Source organism: Roseibium alexandrii DFL-11 (assembly GCF_000158095.2).
GTDB classification, from domain to species: domain Bacteria; phylum Pseudomonadota; class Alphaproteobacteria; order Rhizobiales; family Stappiaceae; genus Roseibium; species Roseibium alexandrii.
In genome coordinates this window covers 2,607,413-2,623,667 of the sequence record NZ_CM011002.1, presented here as the reverse complement: position 1 = coordinate 2,623,667, position 16,255 = coordinate 2,607,413, and the positions used below count along the sequence as shown (strand labels likewise).

The following is a 16,255-nucleotide window of genomic DNA, read 5'->3' as shown; positions in this document are numbered from 1 at the left end:
GTCTCTGTCCAGTCTGACATTGTCAGGCGGCACTGGCGGCCAGTTTGGCCGGCATGAGACGTTTGGCCTCTTTGTGGATCATGGCGCTAAGCAGATCTGCACCTTCGCAGTCCGGAATACTATCGGCTGCAGTTTCGACCAGTTCCTGCAGTTTTTTCAAAGCGCCTTGAACGCCCAGCTCAGCCACCAGGTTTGGACGGCCATTTTCGGCATCCTGGCCTGCGGGTTTGCCCATGCTGTCCGTGTCATCCATCGCGTCATAAAGATCGTCAGCCACCTGATAGGCCGCACCAAGGGCATCTGCCAGCGCATACCAGTCGAGCGGGTTGCCGTAAGATGACAATGCACCGGCCGATACGGCACCGGTGAACAGCGAGGCTGTTTTCGCGCGGTGATAGGCGGTGATGTTTATTTTCTCTTCGCTCTCCCATGCCTGACCGGCAACGATCCCGTAAGGGGAGCCAACTGCATTCGCAATTGTGGCGACAAGCCGTGCCGTCTGTTCCGGCGCATGAAGGGTCTCGCGGGCCAGAGTTTCAAAGGCCGTTACGATCAGTCCGTCGCCGACCAGAAGGGCAATTTCCTCACCATATTCTTTATGCACGGAGGGTTTGCCTCGCCGGGTCGCTGCGTTGTCGAAACAGGGCAGATCGTCGTGGACCAGCGACGCACAGTGCAGAAGTTCAATCGCGGTTGCGCAGGCATTGGCAACGCGTGGGTCCTTGTCGCCGCAAGCCTGAGAGACGGCAAGGCAGAGCCGGGGCCTTATGCGGGCACCGCCCGGAAAGACAGCATACTTAAGGGCTTTTCCAAGCTTTTGCGGGCATCCATTCGCAGTGGCGTAGCGGATGGCAGTTTGCATCCCAGTTTCGATGCGGTCCGACAGGTCCATGGAGCCGTTCCTCTATTTAACGTGGATGTCCACAAAAATTGACGGTATAGTGTCAACTAAGAGTGACACATTGAGTGCGAATGTCAACTTGAAGGAACACGAATGGCATCAGCCATAACCGAGCAAAGAGTGGTCGTTGTTGGCGCCGGCATGGGCGGTTTGGCTGCTGCGCTGCGCTTATCCGCTGCAGGCCGTCAGGTCACCGTTCTGGAAGCGGCCACCGCGCCGGGCGGCAAAATGCGCCACGTTTCAGCGGGGGGGAGGAACTTCGATGCAGGTCCGACTGTTCTGACGATGAAATGGGCTTTTGACAGCTTGCTTGAGGCTTGCGGGACAACGCTGGACCGGGAAATCCTAATGGAAACGGCGGGAGTGATTGCCCGGCATTACTGGGAAGGCGGCGCATGTCTCGACCTTCATGCCAATGTTGCGGACAGCGTCCGGGCCATCAGAGATTTTGCGGGAAAGCGCGAAGCAGATGGATACCAAGCCTTTGCGCGGGACAGCCGCCGCGTGTTTGAACTCCTGAAAGATACCTTCATCGATGCGACCCGGCCCAATCCAATCACCTTGTCCCGGCGGGTAGGCCTTTCAAAACCGGGTGCGCTTTTTGCACTGAAGCCATTTTCATCCCTCTGGTCCGTTCTTGGCGACTATTTTTCCGATGAGCGGCTCCGGCAGCTGTTCGGACGTTACGCCACCTACTGCGGCTCTTCGCCCTATCTGGCGCCGGCGACGTTGATGCTCGTCGCGCATGTGGAACAGGAAGGCGTCTGGATCCCGGAAGGCGGCATGCACGCTGTTGCTCGCAAGTTTGCTGATCTTGCAGTGGGTCTTGGCGCCGAGATCCGGTATGGCGCGAAGGTCGCCGAAATTGTCTCCAGTCCAGATGGCCGGTCCGTCTCAGGTGTTAAGCTGGAGAGCGGTGAGTTTGTCCCGGCCGGACAGGTTGTCTTTAATGGAGATGCCGCTGCCTTGCCCAAGCTCTTAGGCCATAGCAACGCGAAAAAGCGGGCAGGGGCGAAGACCGCGCGATCCCAATCTGCACTTGTCGTATGCGGTCTCGCAGAGCCCGACGGCGTGCCCTTGGCGCATCACACCGTGTTCTTTTCCGAAAACTACAGGGCTGAATTTGATGCCGTGTTTGACCGCGGTGAAGCGCCCAAGGACCCAACAGTATACGTGTGCGCACAGGACCGGACTGCGGCCGGGCGACGCAACGGGGGCGCAAACCCGGATACGGTTGAGCGGATCTATTGTCTTACGAACCTGCCGCCAGATGGCGACCGGCATGACTACACCGAACAAGAGTTGAACCAATGTCTGACAGCGATGGACCGCCGTATGGCGGCGAATGGATTGGTGCTTCGGCGGGACCAGACGGCTCAAGTGGTCACGGCGCCGGACACGTTCGAGCAGCTGTTTCCAGCAACAGGGGGCGGGCTTTACGGTCAGCCATCCCACGGTTGGATGGCATCGTTTCAACGGCAGGGCGCGCGGAGTTCTCTGAAGGGGCTCTTTCTGGCGGGAGGCAGTGTGCATCCGGGGCCGGGCGTGCCGATGGCGCTTCTGTCGGGCAAGATCGCGGCGGAAACCCTTCTCGCAGACCACCCTTCGACCGGCAGGTCCCACCCGGTGGCTATTGCTGGTGGTATATCGACGCGACCAGCGACTGCGGGCGTTACGCCCTCACGGTAATCGCATTTATCGGGTCTGTTTTTTCCCCGTACTACCATTGGTCCGGGCGCGGAAAACCGCAAAATCATGTGGCACTGAATGTTGCGCTTTACGGCAGGGACCGGAACAGCTGGTCCATGACAGAGCGAGGGGAGAGCGATCTTGTCCGGACCCAAAACAGCATGCAGATCGGCAGCAGTTCGATTGTGTATGTCGACGGTGGTCTGGAGATCGTGTTCGACGAAACTGCCCTGCCTTGGCCAGGGCATCGGCTGATGCCATCGCGTATGTCCGGGCGGATACGCCTTGAGCCGCAAATCCAGAACGACCGCGTTTTCGATCTGGATCCTGAAGGACATCACATCTGGTGGCCGGTGTTCCCGAGGGCGCGTGTGCGAGTTGAAAGCAATCATTTGCCCAAAGGCGGTTGGCAGGGAGAGGCCTACCACGATTTCAATTTCGGCGACCGTGTCCTGGAAGAGGATTTCGAGCACTGGGACTGGGCCCGCGGGCCGTCAGGCGATCAGGCTACGACAATCTTGTATGATGCGGTATTGAGAAGCGGAGCCCGCCGCACCCTGGGTGTCGTGTTTTCCAAAGAGACGGAAGAACGTCATTTTGCCCCGCCGGACCGCCAAATGCTGCCGGTTGGTTCGTGGGGGGTGAAGGGCGGCATCGCGTGCGATCCCGGTGGCACACCCCGGCTTTCCATGAAGCTGGAGGACGCACCCTTTTACCGGCGCTCCCTTGTCGAGACGATGGTCCATGGCGATCAGCTTGCGATGGTGCATGAGACCCTCGACTGCAATCGATTGGCCAATCCGGTTGTCAGAATGATGCTGCCATTTCGGATGCCCCGCCGCGCCCGCCGCTAAAGCGCCGGTTGCTCTTCTAAAAACTGTCCTGAGACCGTCGTTGCATGGCGAGCTTCTGGGATCTGTGATGCGCACGGCTTTCCGCTTGCAACTTGATCATGACACCGAGGACCCACTCCATGTTGCTGTCATCTGCAACACTTGCGTTCGCCGCTTTCTGCAGTCTGGCATGTGTCTCAAATGAGTTTGCACAAGCAGAAACCAGATGCGCGGCGGATGGATCAGCAGGACGTCGCATATTCAAGTGCGCTGCGTTGGACTGTTCCAATTGGGGCAGCCGGGCCTTTAGCAAAAGACTGAGCTTTTTGATCTTCCGGGTATGAGCGCGGCGCGTGACACTGTCATAGTTGTTGACTGCAATTTCAGTCCCGATTTCCTGATAAACCAGAGCCGCGGTCCGGATCGCATGGCGGCAGTTTTCCGGCAGTGCGGCTATCCCGGCATGGCCCAGTTCATAGTGATGGCCAGCTTCGGCCAATAGCCGCAGGACGACCTCGCGGAGCTCCGGCGAAAACTTCGGAGAGGCGAGAAAAGCCTCCGGATCAAGGCCGGCGTCGCGCATCCAGTCTTCCGGGAGATATAGGCGTCCGTTCCGGGCGTCTTCTCCGACATCTCGGGCAATATTCGTCAATTGCATTGCAATCCCGAGATCGGCGGCCCTTGCAAGGGCGTCCTTGTCGCCCGCCCGCATCACAAGCGACATCATCAGCCCGACTGTTGCAGCAACACAGGTGGCGTAGTCCTTGACTTGCGCGATGGTCTTGTAGTGCCGCTCACCAAGGTCCATGGCGAACCCGTCAAGCAATGCATCCGGAACGCATTTCGGTATTCCATAAGCCTGAACTGTTCTTGCAAACGCCCGGTCACAGGCATAGGGCGCGGGGATGCCGCGATAGACAAGATCAAGACGATCTTTCAGCTGTTCAAGGGCTGTTCGATCGGCACGTGGATCATCGATCAGATCGTCGGAGTGCCGGCAAAAGGCATACAACGACAAAGCGGCCTTTCGGGTTTCTGCCGGCAAAATCAGGGAGGCGAGGTGGAACGATTTCGATCCTTTTCGGATCGCAGCTGCACATTCCCTCAAATCCGCATGGCGACTTAAAGAACTGGATGCCTGTGCTGCTCTGGCCCTTTGTTTGCTGGTGGTGGTCGCGAACGGCACGAAACTTTCCAGATTGTCGGGTGTAATGTCGCTCATACGGATGCCTCCGTCCCGGCCTGAACCGCTGTGAGGGTCTCCGGATCCGGAGCAAGTTCAGCAACGATCTTCGCGGAACAAACAACACCTGGAAGACCAGCGCCTGGATGTGTTCCGGCGCCGCACAGGAAGAGGTTGTCCAGTTCCTCGCTTTTGTTGTGCGGCCGGAACCAGGCACTTTGGAAAAGGTTCGGCTGAAGCGAGAAGGCAGCGCCCTGCCAAGACAAAAGCCGGTCCCGGAAATCAAGCGGCGTAGAGATACGAGAACTAACAATGTGCTTGGAAAGATCCGGAAGAAGTGTCGCCTCAAGTTCTGCGGCAATCTTGGCCCGGTATTGCTCCGCGACGGTTTCCCAATCCGCATCGCCTTTCAGGTTTGGAACAGGGCTCAGCACATAATAAGCGTCGCAGCCGTCTGGCCCGACAGAAGGATCGTTTGCGGATGGACGGTGAAGGTAAAGGCTGAAATCCTCTGCGAGCACCCTGTTCTTGAAAATGTCTTTGAGCAGCCCTTTGTACCGGGGGCCGAACAGCATGGTGTGGTGCCCGACATCGTCATACCGCCGGTCGGTCCCGAAGTACCAGACGAACAATCCCATTGAGTAGTCCTGCCGGCCGAGCTTCCCGTCGGACCATCGGCGACGCGGCAGATCCTTCAGGAGTTTTGAGTAGGTTGTTGCCGGGTCGGAATTGGAGACCACAATGTCCGCTGGAACGGTCTCTCCAGATGAAAGCCGTACCCCTGTCGCGTGCCGTCCGGATGTCAGGATCGTGTCCACCGTCTCCTGATACCGGATCTGTCCTCCGTTCCTGGTGACGAGACTTGCGATTCCCCGCGCCAGAGCATTTGTGCCGCCCATCGCGTAATGCACCCCGTGTTTGCTCTCCAGGTGAGCAATGAGACAGTAGAAGGAGGTGGTGGTGAATGGGTTGCCGCCAATGAGCAGCGGGTGGAAGGAAAACACGGACCGCAGACGGTCATTCTTGAAGTGTTTGGACACCACATTGTAGACGGACCGATAGCCACCGAGCCGGATCAGTTTTGCAAATGTGCTCAGCGTAAAGGGCAGGCTGTGAAACGGTTTGTCGGCGAGTTCCAGAAAGGCGTATTCGTAAATCTCTTTGCTTTCCGCCATGAAGGAGCGGTAGCCCTTGACGTCATCCGGCTCAATCTTGGCGATTTCCGCTTCCATCGCGTCTTTGTCGGCGGAGTATGTAAAGAACGTGCCGTCCGGGAACCGGATTTTGTAGAAGGGAATGTTCGGGCGAATGTCAACATCGTCTGACAGTTTTCCGCCGCACGCCTCCCACAGCTGTTCGAAAAGCCACGGGGCGGTGATGATCGTTGGGCCGGCATCGAAGGTAAAACCGTCTTGCTCAAAGGCATAGGCCCGGCCGCCCGGTTTATCGAGCGGATCGAAAATTGTGACCCTGTACCCCTTCGCTCCAAGCAGAGCACCAGCCGCCAGGCCGCCTATTCCTGCACCGATAACGGCCGCATGCGGTCGTGTAGACCCGATTGATTGCGGCTTTGGAAGCCCAAATCCCTGGACAACATTCACGCCAGAACTCCCGTTCCTGCAAACCTCTCACCTGAAGGTCCGCTTTGGCTCTCCCTCCGGATCTCCGGCTGGGCGAGCGTGTGCCTTGGCAACAGCTGATATGAAGGCTAGACCTTCACATGTGTCAAATTTAGTTTACACTTTTCTCCGCAAGAGAGAAGGGCCCTGGCGGATTATTCCGCTGCATCCAGGTCCATGGACCGTCTTTGGTGCGGTCTGGCTGTTCGTTGAGTGAAGCGCTGGGTAACTTTGTGCCGATGGTAGAAGATGAGAGCGAGACCCGTTACGAGAGGTATGGCCCAAAGCCCTGGCGCAAGGGCCAGTTCCGGCATCAGCCGGACGGCGCCGAAGGCGAAAAAGGCGGTGTAGACCGAGATGCCGGTACCGACGATTGCCTTGATATGCTCCAGCAGCCATTCAATCGGAGACGGGTCTGTTTTCATCAGGAACCAGACATTCGTCGCGACGGTCGCAAAACCGACCATGGAAATCCCGATCATCATCGGCTGGGAAATCAAGACCCCTTGAAGCGCGCAATTGGCAGACGCAGCAAGCAGGGCCGCCTGAAGGCCCCAGTTGAGCGCCGTCTGGTTCTTCCGCTGATCCCGCTTGTTGACCGCGCAGCGCCAGCCGTACCAGGTGAGGTTTACGGTCAAGAGCCCGAGATAAAACATCATCCAGCCAAATATGCCCTGCACCAGAACGGGATCGGAGAACTCCGGGTGGTCGACGAGATGCGGATGGGTCGGCATAGGGTAAAGAAGGGTCAAGGTTGCCATCATCATGGCCACCGTGCCTGTGATCAGCATCAGGACCGAGAAGATCTTGCCCCACCACTTGTGACGCTCGCCGCCCTTTTGGGCCAAGACCGGGATCCAGAAACCAATCAGTCCCGGCGCGCCGGTTGTGATGTGTATGGCGATCAATACGACAAAAAGATCATGTTCGGTCATGGGCTTGGCTCTTTGATCGAGGCATACAAAATGCGGAAGAAGGGAAATGTTGATGGCAGCTGTTGAGACATACATTCCGCCGCGCCCGTCGCGGCTGCCGCCAGTTTTGGCGCTGCTGCGCACCGTCTGGCACGGCGATGGAGATCTTCTCAGCCTGTTGCCGGGGGCAGCGTTTTCCATGGCCGCCGGAGAGCTGGGCTACTCCCGGCGGTCCATCAAACTCTTCAACGACCCGGAACTGGTCCGGCAGATCCTGCTCGACCCGGAAGGAATCTTTCCGAAAAGCGATCTGATGGTCGGTGCACTGGAGCCGCTTATCGGCGATTCCATCTTCGTCTCCGATGGAGCGAAATGGCGCCGCCAACGGGCCATGATCGATCCGGCGTTTTCTAAAATGCGTCTGACCCATGCCTTTGGCGCAATGGTCGGGGCGGTCGATGACTATGTCGCCCGTTTGAAGGAGAGCGCAGCCCGCGATGAGGTTCTGTCGCTTGACAGGATCATGAGCGAGCTCACAGCCGATATTATTTGCCGAACGGTATTTTCGACCTCGCTCGACACTGGGATTTCGCGGGATGTCTTTGACGACTTCGCCGTGTTTGAACGCGGTGTGGCGCAGGTGAAAATCTGGCGATTGATCACCGATCCGGCTTGGGCCGACATTCCGCAAAGCGAAGAGGTTCTGGCGGCTTGCAAGCGGATCCGGCATCACCTTGGGAGCTTGATCGACACGCATATGGGCCCGGATGCCGAAAAATATGATGATATCGCAAGCGCAGTTATTTCTGCCCGGGACAGCGAAACCGGCGAGCCGTTTACGCGCGATGAACTCATCGATCAGTTGGGTGTCTTTTTTCTTGCAGGCCATGAAACGACAGCCAGTGCGCTGACCTGGGCGTTTTACCTCCTGGCGATGTGTCCGGATGTCCTGCGCCGGCTGCGGGCGGAAGTCGACGAGACCACGGACGGTGATGCTCTCACCTTTGAGGCGACCCGCGCGTTGGGCTATACGCGCGCTGTCTTTCGCGAAACCTTGCGGCTTTACCCGCCAATCACGTTTTTGCCGCGGGTCGCGATGCAAGGCACCCGTATCGGCAAGTACAAAGTGCGCAAGGGCGCGCTTTTGATGATCTCGCCCTGGACTTTGCAGCGTCATGGAGATTACTGGCCTGACCCGGACCGTTTCGATCCGGACCGCTTCCTGCCCCCGAGGGAGCAAGAAGTTGTGCAAGGGGCCTACATTCCCTTTGGAGCCGGGCCGCATACGTGTGTCGGAGCCGGTTTTGCGGCCGTCGAGAGTGCGCTCATTCTTGCCCGCCTCACACGTGAATTCGATTTTCTGCCCGAAAACGCTGATGCCGTGCGTCCGGTCGCGCGCCTTACGACGCGTCCTGCAGAGCAAATCTATGTGCAGCTCAAGTCTCATGGGCGTTGACCGGATCGGCGGCGCTGACCGCCTGTTCAGTGCGGACCGGTTGGGGAGCGCGGGCTTCTCTTGTTGCATTGGCCTCGGGAAACCCGGCAGGCCAGGCAATGTCGAGAGTTGCGGCTTCACCAAAGGTCTTCCCGCCAAACAGAACCTGTTTCAGCACGGGCCAGGACGAGAACGTCATCACGGGAAACGGTAAGGGATCGGAGCCCGACCAAAGCACATCGCGCGATGTAACCATGGCCCCCGCACGACGTGCCATCTGTTTTGGTTTCAGAACACTGCCGTAGACTTGCAACAGTGTTGTGTGGCCTTCCTGAAAACGCTTCTTCGCTTTCAAACGAACCGGCGGCGCATTGTCTGTATCGCACACCGCTGCGGCCAGATCCCCATGCTCCATGAAATGAATGCCGCTCGTCAGCCGCGGATTGCATTCCAGTGGCCAGGGCGTTCCGTCTTGGTCGACAATAAAGTCGAACGCCAAAAAGTAGGAGTAGCGGTTTGCGGCAACGAAATCGGCGACCCACTGCGCCACTTGCGGGGCATCTTCAACACGTTGAAAACAAACCGCGACGGTGCCCGAGAAGATAAGGCCTTCATAGGTCACATGCGCCAGGATCTTACCGTCCTGGCAAAGGGTCAAGGTGCTGAGTTCGCGGCCAAAAACCCGCTTTTGAAAAATGGCATCAGCATCGCTCAAAAGTCCCTCTGGAACAGCGTCCGGTGTCAGCATTTGCATCTTCTGCCCGGAGCATCCGATGCGAGGCTTAAACACACAGGGGGTAGTTTGAACCAGTCTGGCGGCCTCAGGATCGGTGGCAAGATAGGTCTCGGGGGCAGGCAAGCCCGCGGATTGCGCCAAGCGATTGAAGAGGTATTTGTCGTTGAGGTCCCACAGCACGCCATGCGGATTGGTGAAGAGCTGGGTTCTTTCCGGGAGCCGCGGCGCCAGCAGGCTGACATGAAGAGCTTCTTCGGAAACGGGAACGACCAGATCGACGTTTTCTGCCTTTATGATGGTGAGCAGGGCATCGAGATACTCGGATTGCTGCGTTGCTGGCGGCGGTGTCTGATAACACTTGTCGACCGCATTCGACGGCCGGCTCAAGTGCCATGCAAACGGATCAGCCACCAGAACCCGGCAGCCCGCACCTTTCAGGGCCCGGGCGAGTTCCAGCGACTTTGGAAGCCGTCCAAGTGTGAGCAACACGGTTTTTGGGGTCGTCTCCGTTGCCACCTCTCCATTCCCTGGTTGTCTATTAATCCTTGCTCATGCAGCATCTGCGCCGTTGGTCCTGGCGGCCTGCAGGGCCTCAGTCATCCAATTTGCGACGCCTTCGGGATGGCTCTCGTGCACAAGATGGCCACCGGTCGGCGTGAGCTGCAGATGTCCGTTTGGTGCGAGCGCTGCGGCTTTTCTCGAGCTGGACGGCGGCACCATCGGGTCGTCTTCAGCCGCATAAAGCTGAAGCGGTGCGCTCAACCGCTGCAGCATGGCGTTCAGATGTGACAGATCCCAGGAAGCCATCATGCCTAGGGCGCCGCGAACGTGGCCGGAAGACCCGAGAAGGCGTTGGTAAATCGCGTCACCCAGCGGATCGATCCGGGACCCGGTTGCAGTCAAAAGGTTGTTGCCAAGCGGTGTTGATTTTGCGAGCAGCGAAAACATGGACGCTGACAAGGGATTGGCGAACAACGCCTTGGCCATTGGCGACAGGATCCGATTGCCCCGGATCGGCTTCAAGGCTCCATTGACACTGAAAATCTGCGGAGCGGGATCCTGCGCGTGTTTTGCATGCCGCGTTGCGTTGACCAGCGATATCCCGATAACAGACCCGGCCGAATGCCCTAAGAAAAATTGCGGTTTCAAGTCCAGATGGTGCAGCAAACCACGAATGGCTGTCGTCATCCCTTCAAGAGAAAGGTCCGGGCTCTCCGTCGGCCGGGTGAAGCCATGGCACGGCAGATCCAGAACGATCAGCCGATAGTCGTTTTCCAGAAACGGAACGAGATTGCGCCAGGAGAAAGAGGCCGCCCCGGTTCCGTGGATCAAAAGAAAGGCCGGTGCCGCGTCTCGCCCCAGTAGTTGGACATGCCACCGGTAACCGCTTGCCTCTACAAACTGGCTGGCCTCTCTGTAAGGCCAGTCTTGCCCGTCCCGGTCCCAGTTGAGCCAATCACGATCCGCCATCAGCTGCGCGCCTCCTCAAGCGAAGCGTTGACGAGATCGGACATGGCACGGGAATCGGCATGCCGCAAAATATGCAGATCTGCGCCCATGGTACTGGCCAGAGTGGAGACGGATTCCCGCGGACGGCGGGCGATGTCGATGCAAATTGCGCGGATCTCATGCGTCCGGCACTGTTCTGCAAGGGCGTGCACTTGTTCGGCTGCACGGGTCCGGTCTGGCGTGCCATCGAGCGCAATGTTGCCCCGTCCATCCGTCATGAAAACCAGAACCGGTGTGCTTCCTTGCCGCCGGACACTGAGGGCGAGCTCCAGGCCCCGTTCCAGACCAGCTGCCAGTGGTGTCGGGCCGCCGCCTGGAAGCCCGGCAAGTTTTCGCTTTGCCATCACCAGCGAGCGGGTCGGCGACAAAAGGGTTTCTGCTTGAGTGCCGCGAAACGCAATCATCGCAACTTCATCGCGGCGCACATAACACCTGGAAAGCAACTGCTCGATGGCGCCTTTGGTTTCGCCGAGGCGCTCCAAAGCTGTCGAGCCGGAGGCATCAACCACGAATATCGCAGTCGACGGCGTTTCGTGACGCAGGCGCTGATAGCGGTAGTCGTCGCGCGTGATCAACGTGCGCGGTTTGCGGCGCGGTGGAGCGGCGATCGCGCGTTCCAGTTTTGCTGCCAAGAGGTCCCGATTGCGGTTCCGGATCAGTTGCCAGGGAGCGGCCGCGCGCAAGGTCGCAAGAATGTTGGGACGGGCATCCGGGCGCGGCGGCATGCGGGAGGTTGAAACCGGCCGGCCGCGGCGGGCGTCTTTGCGCACCGCACCGGACTTTCCGGACCGGGCCCGGGGCGACGATCTGGTTGTGTCGGCCAAAAACTCGGGAAGACCGTCGATTGTGCCAGCTTCGACAGCTGCCAGAAGCTCTGTAAGCGCGGAAAGGTCCTCCTTGGCATTTTGGGAGGTTTCCTGATCTCGGCTTTCGGGGTCTTGTTTGGGGCCAGCATCCGGGGATACAGATTGGTCATTTTCTGCAGGCTGTGGCTGGGTTTCTTCAACCGGATCGTTTGGCTGCGCGACGAGGGACAGCCCGAGGCACAAGCGGACTGCGGTGAGGGCATCTGCCTCTGAAACGGTGCGGCGCCCCTCCAGTGCTGCGAGCGTTTGGCAGAGCCTTGAGAGATGCTTCAAGGTTCGCAGGGAAGAAACGCCCGCGGCAAACGCTAGACGGGACAGAAGGCCGATCAGTTCGTCGCTGATGATCACGTCGGCAGCAGTGGCGGTATAATTGCGCTCAGCGCCGGGTGAGTGTGATGCGACCGCGCTCCAAGGGATTGCATTGAGGTCAATCATAAGCCCGAGCCGGTCCCCGAGCGCTTTTGGGAGATGTTCTTCGGGGTCTGCCCCCTCATCAACCGCGATCACCAGAAAGTTAGCGGCGTCCTCGGCAGCGCTGTCGGCCGAGCGGCCGGCCTTTGGGCACGTGCCACGGTCCATTGTCTCGCCGATCAGGGCCGCAACAGGGGCTTCCACACGTTCCGCCATCGGGATCAGAAGGACGCCCTGATCAGCCTTTGCAAGAAGCCCGGGCTGGGTAATGACACGCCCGGCGAGGGCAGTTGCAGGAATGTCGACACTGCCGGTGAGGCCTTGCAAGGAAACGGATGAGGGAACGCGGACCCAAGGTTTGTCCTGGCCCAACAGCGCTGCCAAGTGATCGAGATATGCATCGCGAACACCGCCGGCGCGGGCCTTCAGCCAAAGTCCGCCCAGTCTGGCACCGCCCACTTTCAGGACTTGTGCTGCAAGAAGGGCGTCCTGCCACGTATTCGGGGCAAGTTCTGGTCTTGCGGCGTCAAAAGCCTGCATGGACCGGACATCATCCATGCGCTGCCTCTGCTGGGGAGACTGCCTCGGCGCTCACGGCAGCGACGGCGCGTTCGATCCGCGGAGCGCTTCCGGCATCATCCAGCGGATCCCGCCGCAACCGGTGGCACAGAACCATTGGCGAAATTTCAGAAACATCCGCCCAGGTCACCGTCAGACGTCCGGCGAGGGCTGCGCTTGCCCGGCAGGCGCGCATGAGGGTCAGCTCGCCGCGCATCCCGTCAATGCCAAGGCTCATGCAAAGTTGAGACATTCGCGACAAGACATCGTCCGGGATATCGACCTGCCGCAGAATCTTTCGGGCCTTGACCACCTTGCTCCGGATGGCGGCATCCTTGCGGGACCACTTCGCCACAAATGCATCCGTGTCGGCTTCAAAAGCGTCTCGGCGGCGGATTACCTCGATGCGTTGCTGGAGATCGTTGATTGTGCGGATCTCGACACTGAGGCCGAACCGGTCGAGCAGCTGCGGACGCAGATCGCCTTCTTCCGGATTGCCGCTTCCGACCAGTGCGAAGCGCGCGGCGTGGCGAATGCTGAGGCCTTCCCGCTCCACCACATTGACGCCGGAGGCCGCAGCATCAAGAAGAAGATCTACCAGATGGTCTTCGAGAAGATTGACTTCATCGATGTAGAGAAAGCCCTGGTTGGCAGCTGCCAGAAGCCCTGGCTCAAAATCTTTTTCGCCGGCAACCAGCGCCTTTTCCAGATCCAGAGCGCCGCAAATCCGATCTTCGGTTGCGCCAAGCGGCAAATCGATCATGGGGGTGCGGATTTGCACTTTCTTGGGCGGCTTCTTGCCATCCACGGGCGTGCAAACCGGGCAGGCAGCCTGGGGATGGTCCGGTGAGCAATTGAACCGGCAGCCCGCGCGGGTGTCAATTTTTGGCAACAGTTCAGCGAGTGCGCGCACGGCTGTCGATTTGCCGGTGCCACGATCACCAAAAATCAGGACACCACCCAAGAGTGGCTCCACGGCTGCCATCAGCAGGGCCTTTTTCATGTCCTCTTGGGCGACAATGGCTGAGAAGGGAAAGGGTGCTGACATCGGAATCCACCATATGAGAGTGTCAATATAAGTTGACACATTTTGCTGGTGGAGAGAAGGGGCGGAGCGTTTTTTTTGGCGCTGTACGTAGAATGCCGTTGTCTTTGCGTCCAAGCAGCACGGGCAGCCGTGTCCGACCTAGAAAAAATCGGACACCAAACGGTAGGCATTGGCGATCCCACTTGTGTGGGCACCATCTGCTGGCGGAGGCGCAGCTATTGTTGCACTCATTTCGATTGGATTAAGATCTTTGGCGTCAAACAATTGACCTTTCATCGCCGTCCTTGTTGGAAAGAGATGTTATGCCCAGCGACACGTCATTGATCCTCTGCCCGGTCAATCTGCGCCATGTGCAGTTGAACGTCACCGCTTATGAAGAAGCCAAGGCCATGGCACGGCGCCGGGAGGCAAAGCTTCTGGTGGCGACAATCGCCCCGGAAATGGAACGGAACCTCAACATTCGGGATTCCGCGTCCTACTGGGAAGAGCAGCTCAAGAGTTTCGTTGAGCAGCATCCTGCAGAGGGGATCGAACTGGAGACAGTTGTCCGCCTCGGCGCGGTACACCGGCAGATCGTGAAGCTCGCAGATGAGCGAAACGTGGATCTCATCGTGATGGAATCAGCCAATCCGCGTGTTCAGGATTACTTGCTTGGCACCACCGCGAGCCACGTCGTCGCGCACGCAAAATGCTCGGTCTACGTTGTCCGGGGTTAACGCGTGAACCGGAGGTTCAAGGACGGTCTTTGATAGGGTGGTGAACGCCCCCGCACAGACCGGGGGCGTTCAAACCAGAGTCTAAAGCTTGCGGTACTCGGACCGCAGCGCGAGCCATAGGCAATAGCACATGATCAGGACTACGAGGGTGAACGGGATTCCCATGGAGACCGCAGCCCCCTGAAGTGCGTTCAGTCCACCGCCCAAAAGCAGAGCGATGGCCACCAGACCTTCGAGTGTGCACCACCAAACGCGCTGAACAACAGGTGCATCCAGCTTGCCGCCGGCTGTGATCGTGTCGATCACAAGGGAGCCGGAGTCCGACGAGGTGACAAAGAAGATCACGATGAGAACAAGCGAGATCGGTGCCACGATGCTGTAAAGCGGCAACTCCTTTAGGAAGCCGAAGAGCGCACCTTCCGGTGCGTAGCTATCGATGACCGTTGCTCGCACGCCTTCTGCGCCGCCTGCATTCAGCATGTCGATCGCAGCGCCGCCGAATGTGGACATCCAAAGTGCACAGACTGCAGTCGGGGCAATCAGGGCGCACAGGACAAATTCCCTTACCGTCCGGCCGCGGGAAATACGGGCAATGAACATGCCGACGAAGGGCGACCAGGCAATCCACCAGGCCCAGTAAAAGGTTGTCCAGCCGTGGAAGTAACTGGAGTCTTCCCTGCCAAATGGATTGGAAAGCGCGGGAAGAAGGGTCACGTAGTCGACCATCACGCTGAAGTATCGCGAGAAGGTGGCGCCGATCCCGGTCACGATGACGACAAAAAGAAACAGGCCGACGGCCATGATCATGTTGATCTCAGACAGCCGCTTCACGCCTGCATCCATGCCAAGCAGCACGGACCCGAGCGCGATCAGTGTGATGCCGACAATGATGAAAACGGTGAGCATTGGCGACGGCGCAATGCCGAAGACCTCGTTCAAACCGGCTGCAACTTGTTGTGCGCCTAAGCCGAGTGACGTGGTCAGACCAAACAGCGTCGCGAATACCGCAAGCGTGTCGATGACATGTCCCCAGAAACCCCACACTTTCTCGCCCAGCAGCGGGAAAAACGCCGACCGCAAGGTCAGTGGCAGGTTGAGGTTATAGGCGAAGATTGCCAGCGACAGGCCGACGGCCGCATAGACCGCCCAACCTTCAAGACCCCAATGGTGAATTGTGCCGACGATACCGATGTATTCGTTGCCGGGTTGGGTGATGTCGATGCCGAGCGGCCGGGCGCCGCCATTTTCGGAAAAGTTATAATAGACAGGCTCTAATACCCCGAAGAAAAGCAGACCAATACCGATGCCTGCAGCAAACATCATGGCGATCCAGCCCGCATAGGAATAGTCGGGTTTGGCGTCCTTGCCGCCAATCCTGACCTTGCCGACCGGCAGAACGATCAGCGCCAGGCAGAAAAGGGTGATCGCGTTGACCGACAGCACCAGGAACCAGTCGAACGTGCTCGTCAGCCATGGGCGCAGCCAGCCAAAGAATTCAGCGGCAGCCTCCTGATTGGCGAGGGCCGCGATAACGAAGCCCATGATCAGGATGCCTGAAACGATGAAAACCGGATTGTGGATGTCGAGCCCGAGTGGACGGATATTGTCTTGTCCCAGCTCGTATTCCGTCTCGAAATCCCAAACCCTTGGATCTGGATCGAGCATCTTTTTGTGACTTGTGTCTGCCATTGTCTCCCCCTCCTGGCTTATAGTATCGGAGTAGACTGGCACGGCAGACAGGTTCTGTCTAACGTGGCGGCAGAAAAGTGATAATTATTAGCTTCAGAAACAGGCAGGCGATCAATATAATATTTTCAACAACACGCCATCCTCAGAA

General features: G+C 58.5%; 13 protein-coding genes. 4 read left to right on the top strand and 9 right to left on the bottom strand.

The window, feature by feature from the left end; all coding sequences use genetic code 11:
• Window positions 1-22: 22 nt before the first annotated feature.
• On the bottom strand, window positions 23-892 hold the full coding sequence (locus SADFL11_RS12145; protein WP_008191139.1) for a polyprenyl synthetase family protein: 870 nt from the start codon (window positions 890-892) through the stop codon (window positions 23-25).
• A 102-nt stretch (window positions 893-994) separates the two neighbouring features.
• Here SADFL11_RS12145 and crtD point away from each other — a divergent pair, with 102 nt between their 5' ends.
• Together crtD and SADFL11_RS12135 are read left to right on the top strand one after the other, a co-directional pair.
• Window positions 995-2,590 carry a 1-hydroxycarotenoid 3,4-desaturase CrtD gene (crtD, locus tag SADFL11_RS12140; RefSeq protein ID WP_040451624.1) on the top strand — a complete coding sequence of 532 codons (1,596 nt, stop codon included), beginning with the start codon at window positions 995-997 and terminating at the stop codon, window positions 2,588-2,590.
• A gap of 68 nt (window positions 2,591-2,658) precedes the next feature.
• On the top strand, window positions 2,659-3,444 hold the full coding sequence (locus SADFL11_RS12135) for a hypothetical protein (protein WP_008190062.1): 786 nt from the start codon (window positions 2,659-2,661) through the stop codon (window positions 3,442-3,444).
• A 16-nt stretch (window positions 3,445-3,460) separates the two neighbouring features.
• On the opposite strand, the gene SADFL11_RS12130 is transcribed toward SADFL11_RS12135, so the two are convergent.
• The 3 genes from SADFL11_RS12130 to SADFL11_RS12120 all read right to left on the bottom strand — a co-directional run bounded on the left by SADFL11_RS12130 (window position 3,461) and on the right by SADFL11_RS12120 (window position 7,160).
• Window positions 3,461-4,645 (bottom strand): phytoene/squalene synthase family protein, encoded by a 1,185-nt coding sequence (locus SADFL11_RS12130; RefSeq protein WP_008195685.1) that lies wholly within the window; start codon window positions 4,643-4,645, stop codon window positions 3,461-3,463.
• The gene (crtI, locus tag SADFL11_RS12125; RefSeq protein WP_008196559.1) at window positions 4,642-6,207 is read right to left on the bottom strand and encodes a phytoene desaturase family protein; all 1,566 of its coding nucleotides are present in this window, start codon (window positions 6,205-6,207) and stop codon (window positions 4,642-4,644) included. Before crtI ends, SADFL11_RS12130 begins: the two co-directional genes overlap by 4 nt.
• A gap of 173 nt (window positions 6,208-6,380) precedes the next feature.
• Complete coding sequence (locus SADFL11_RS12120; protein WP_008196829.1) at window positions 6,381-7,160, bottom strand: hypothetical protein; 780 nt, start codon at window positions 7,158-7,160, stop codon at window positions 6,381-6,383.
• Window positions 7,161-7,212: 52 nt separating this feature from the next.
• On the opposite strand from SADFL11_RS12120, the gene SADFL11_RS12115 reads away from it, so the two are divergent.
• Window positions 7,213-8,595 carry a cytochrome P450 gene (locus SADFL11_RS12115; RefSeq protein ID WP_040452988.1) on the top strand — a complete coding sequence of 461 codons (1,383 nt, stop codon included), beginning with the start codon at window positions 7,213-7,215 and terminating at the stop codon, window positions 8,593-8,595.
• Here SADFL11_RS12115 and SADFL11_RS12110 read toward each other — a convergent pair.
• Genes SADFL11_RS12110 through bchI form a run of 4 tightly spaced genes read right to left on the bottom strand, consistent with a single transcriptional unit; the run spans window position 8,576 to window position 13,702 of the window.
• Window positions 8,576-9,826: an ATP-grasp domain-containing protein gene (locus tag SADFL11_RS12110; RefSeq protein WP_008196138.1), complete on the bottom strand. Its 1,251-nt coding sequence runs from the start codon at window positions 9,824-9,826 to the stop codon at window positions 8,576-8,578. The genes SADFL11_RS12115 and SADFL11_RS12110 overlap by 20 nt on opposite strands.
• Window positions 9,827-9,859: 33 nt before the next feature.
• Window positions 9,860-10,780 carry an alpha/beta fold hydrolase BchO gene (gene bchO / locus SADFL11_RS12105; protein WP_008196476.1) on the bottom strand — a complete coding sequence of 307 codons (921 nt, stop codon included), beginning with the start codon at window positions 10,778-10,780 and terminating at the stop codon, window positions 9,860-9,862.
• The gene (locus tag SADFL11_RS12100; RefSeq protein WP_008195491.1) at window positions 10,780-12,654 is read right to left on the bottom strand and encodes a VWA domain-containing protein; all 1,875 of its coding nucleotides are present in this window, start codon (window positions 12,652-12,654) and stop codon (window positions 10,780-10,782) included. The genes bchO and SADFL11_RS12100 overlap by 1 nt, the downstream gene beginning before the upstream one ends.
• Window positions 12,647-13,702, bottom strand: coding sequence for a magnesium chelatase ATPase subunit I (bchI, locus tag SADFL11_RS12095; RefSeq protein ID WP_008190478.1), 1,056 nt, complete (start codon window positions 13,700-13,702; stop codon window positions 12,647-12,649). The genes SADFL11_RS12100 and bchI overlap by 8 nt, the downstream gene beginning before the upstream one ends.
• A 302-nt stretch (window positions 13,703-14,004) precedes the next feature.
• On the opposite strand from bchI, the gene SADFL11_RS12090 reads away from it, so the two are divergent.
• The gene (locus tag SADFL11_RS12090) at window positions 14,005-14,418 is read left to right on the top strand and encodes a universal stress protein (protein ID WP_040451626.1); all 414 of its coding nucleotides are present in this window, start codon (window positions 14,005-14,007) and stop codon (window positions 14,416-14,418) included.
• Between the two features lie 81 nt (window positions 14,419-14,499).
• Here SADFL11_RS12090 and SADFL11_RS12085 read toward each other — a convergent pair whose 3' ends face one another.
• The gene (locus SADFL11_RS12085; protein ID WP_008191215.1) at window positions 14,500-16,107 is read right to left on the bottom strand and encodes a BCCT family transporter; all 1,608 of its coding nucleotides are present in this window, start codon (window positions 16,105-16,107) and stop codon (window positions 14,500-14,502) included.
• Between the last annotated feature and the right edge of the window lie 148 nt (window positions 16,108-16,255).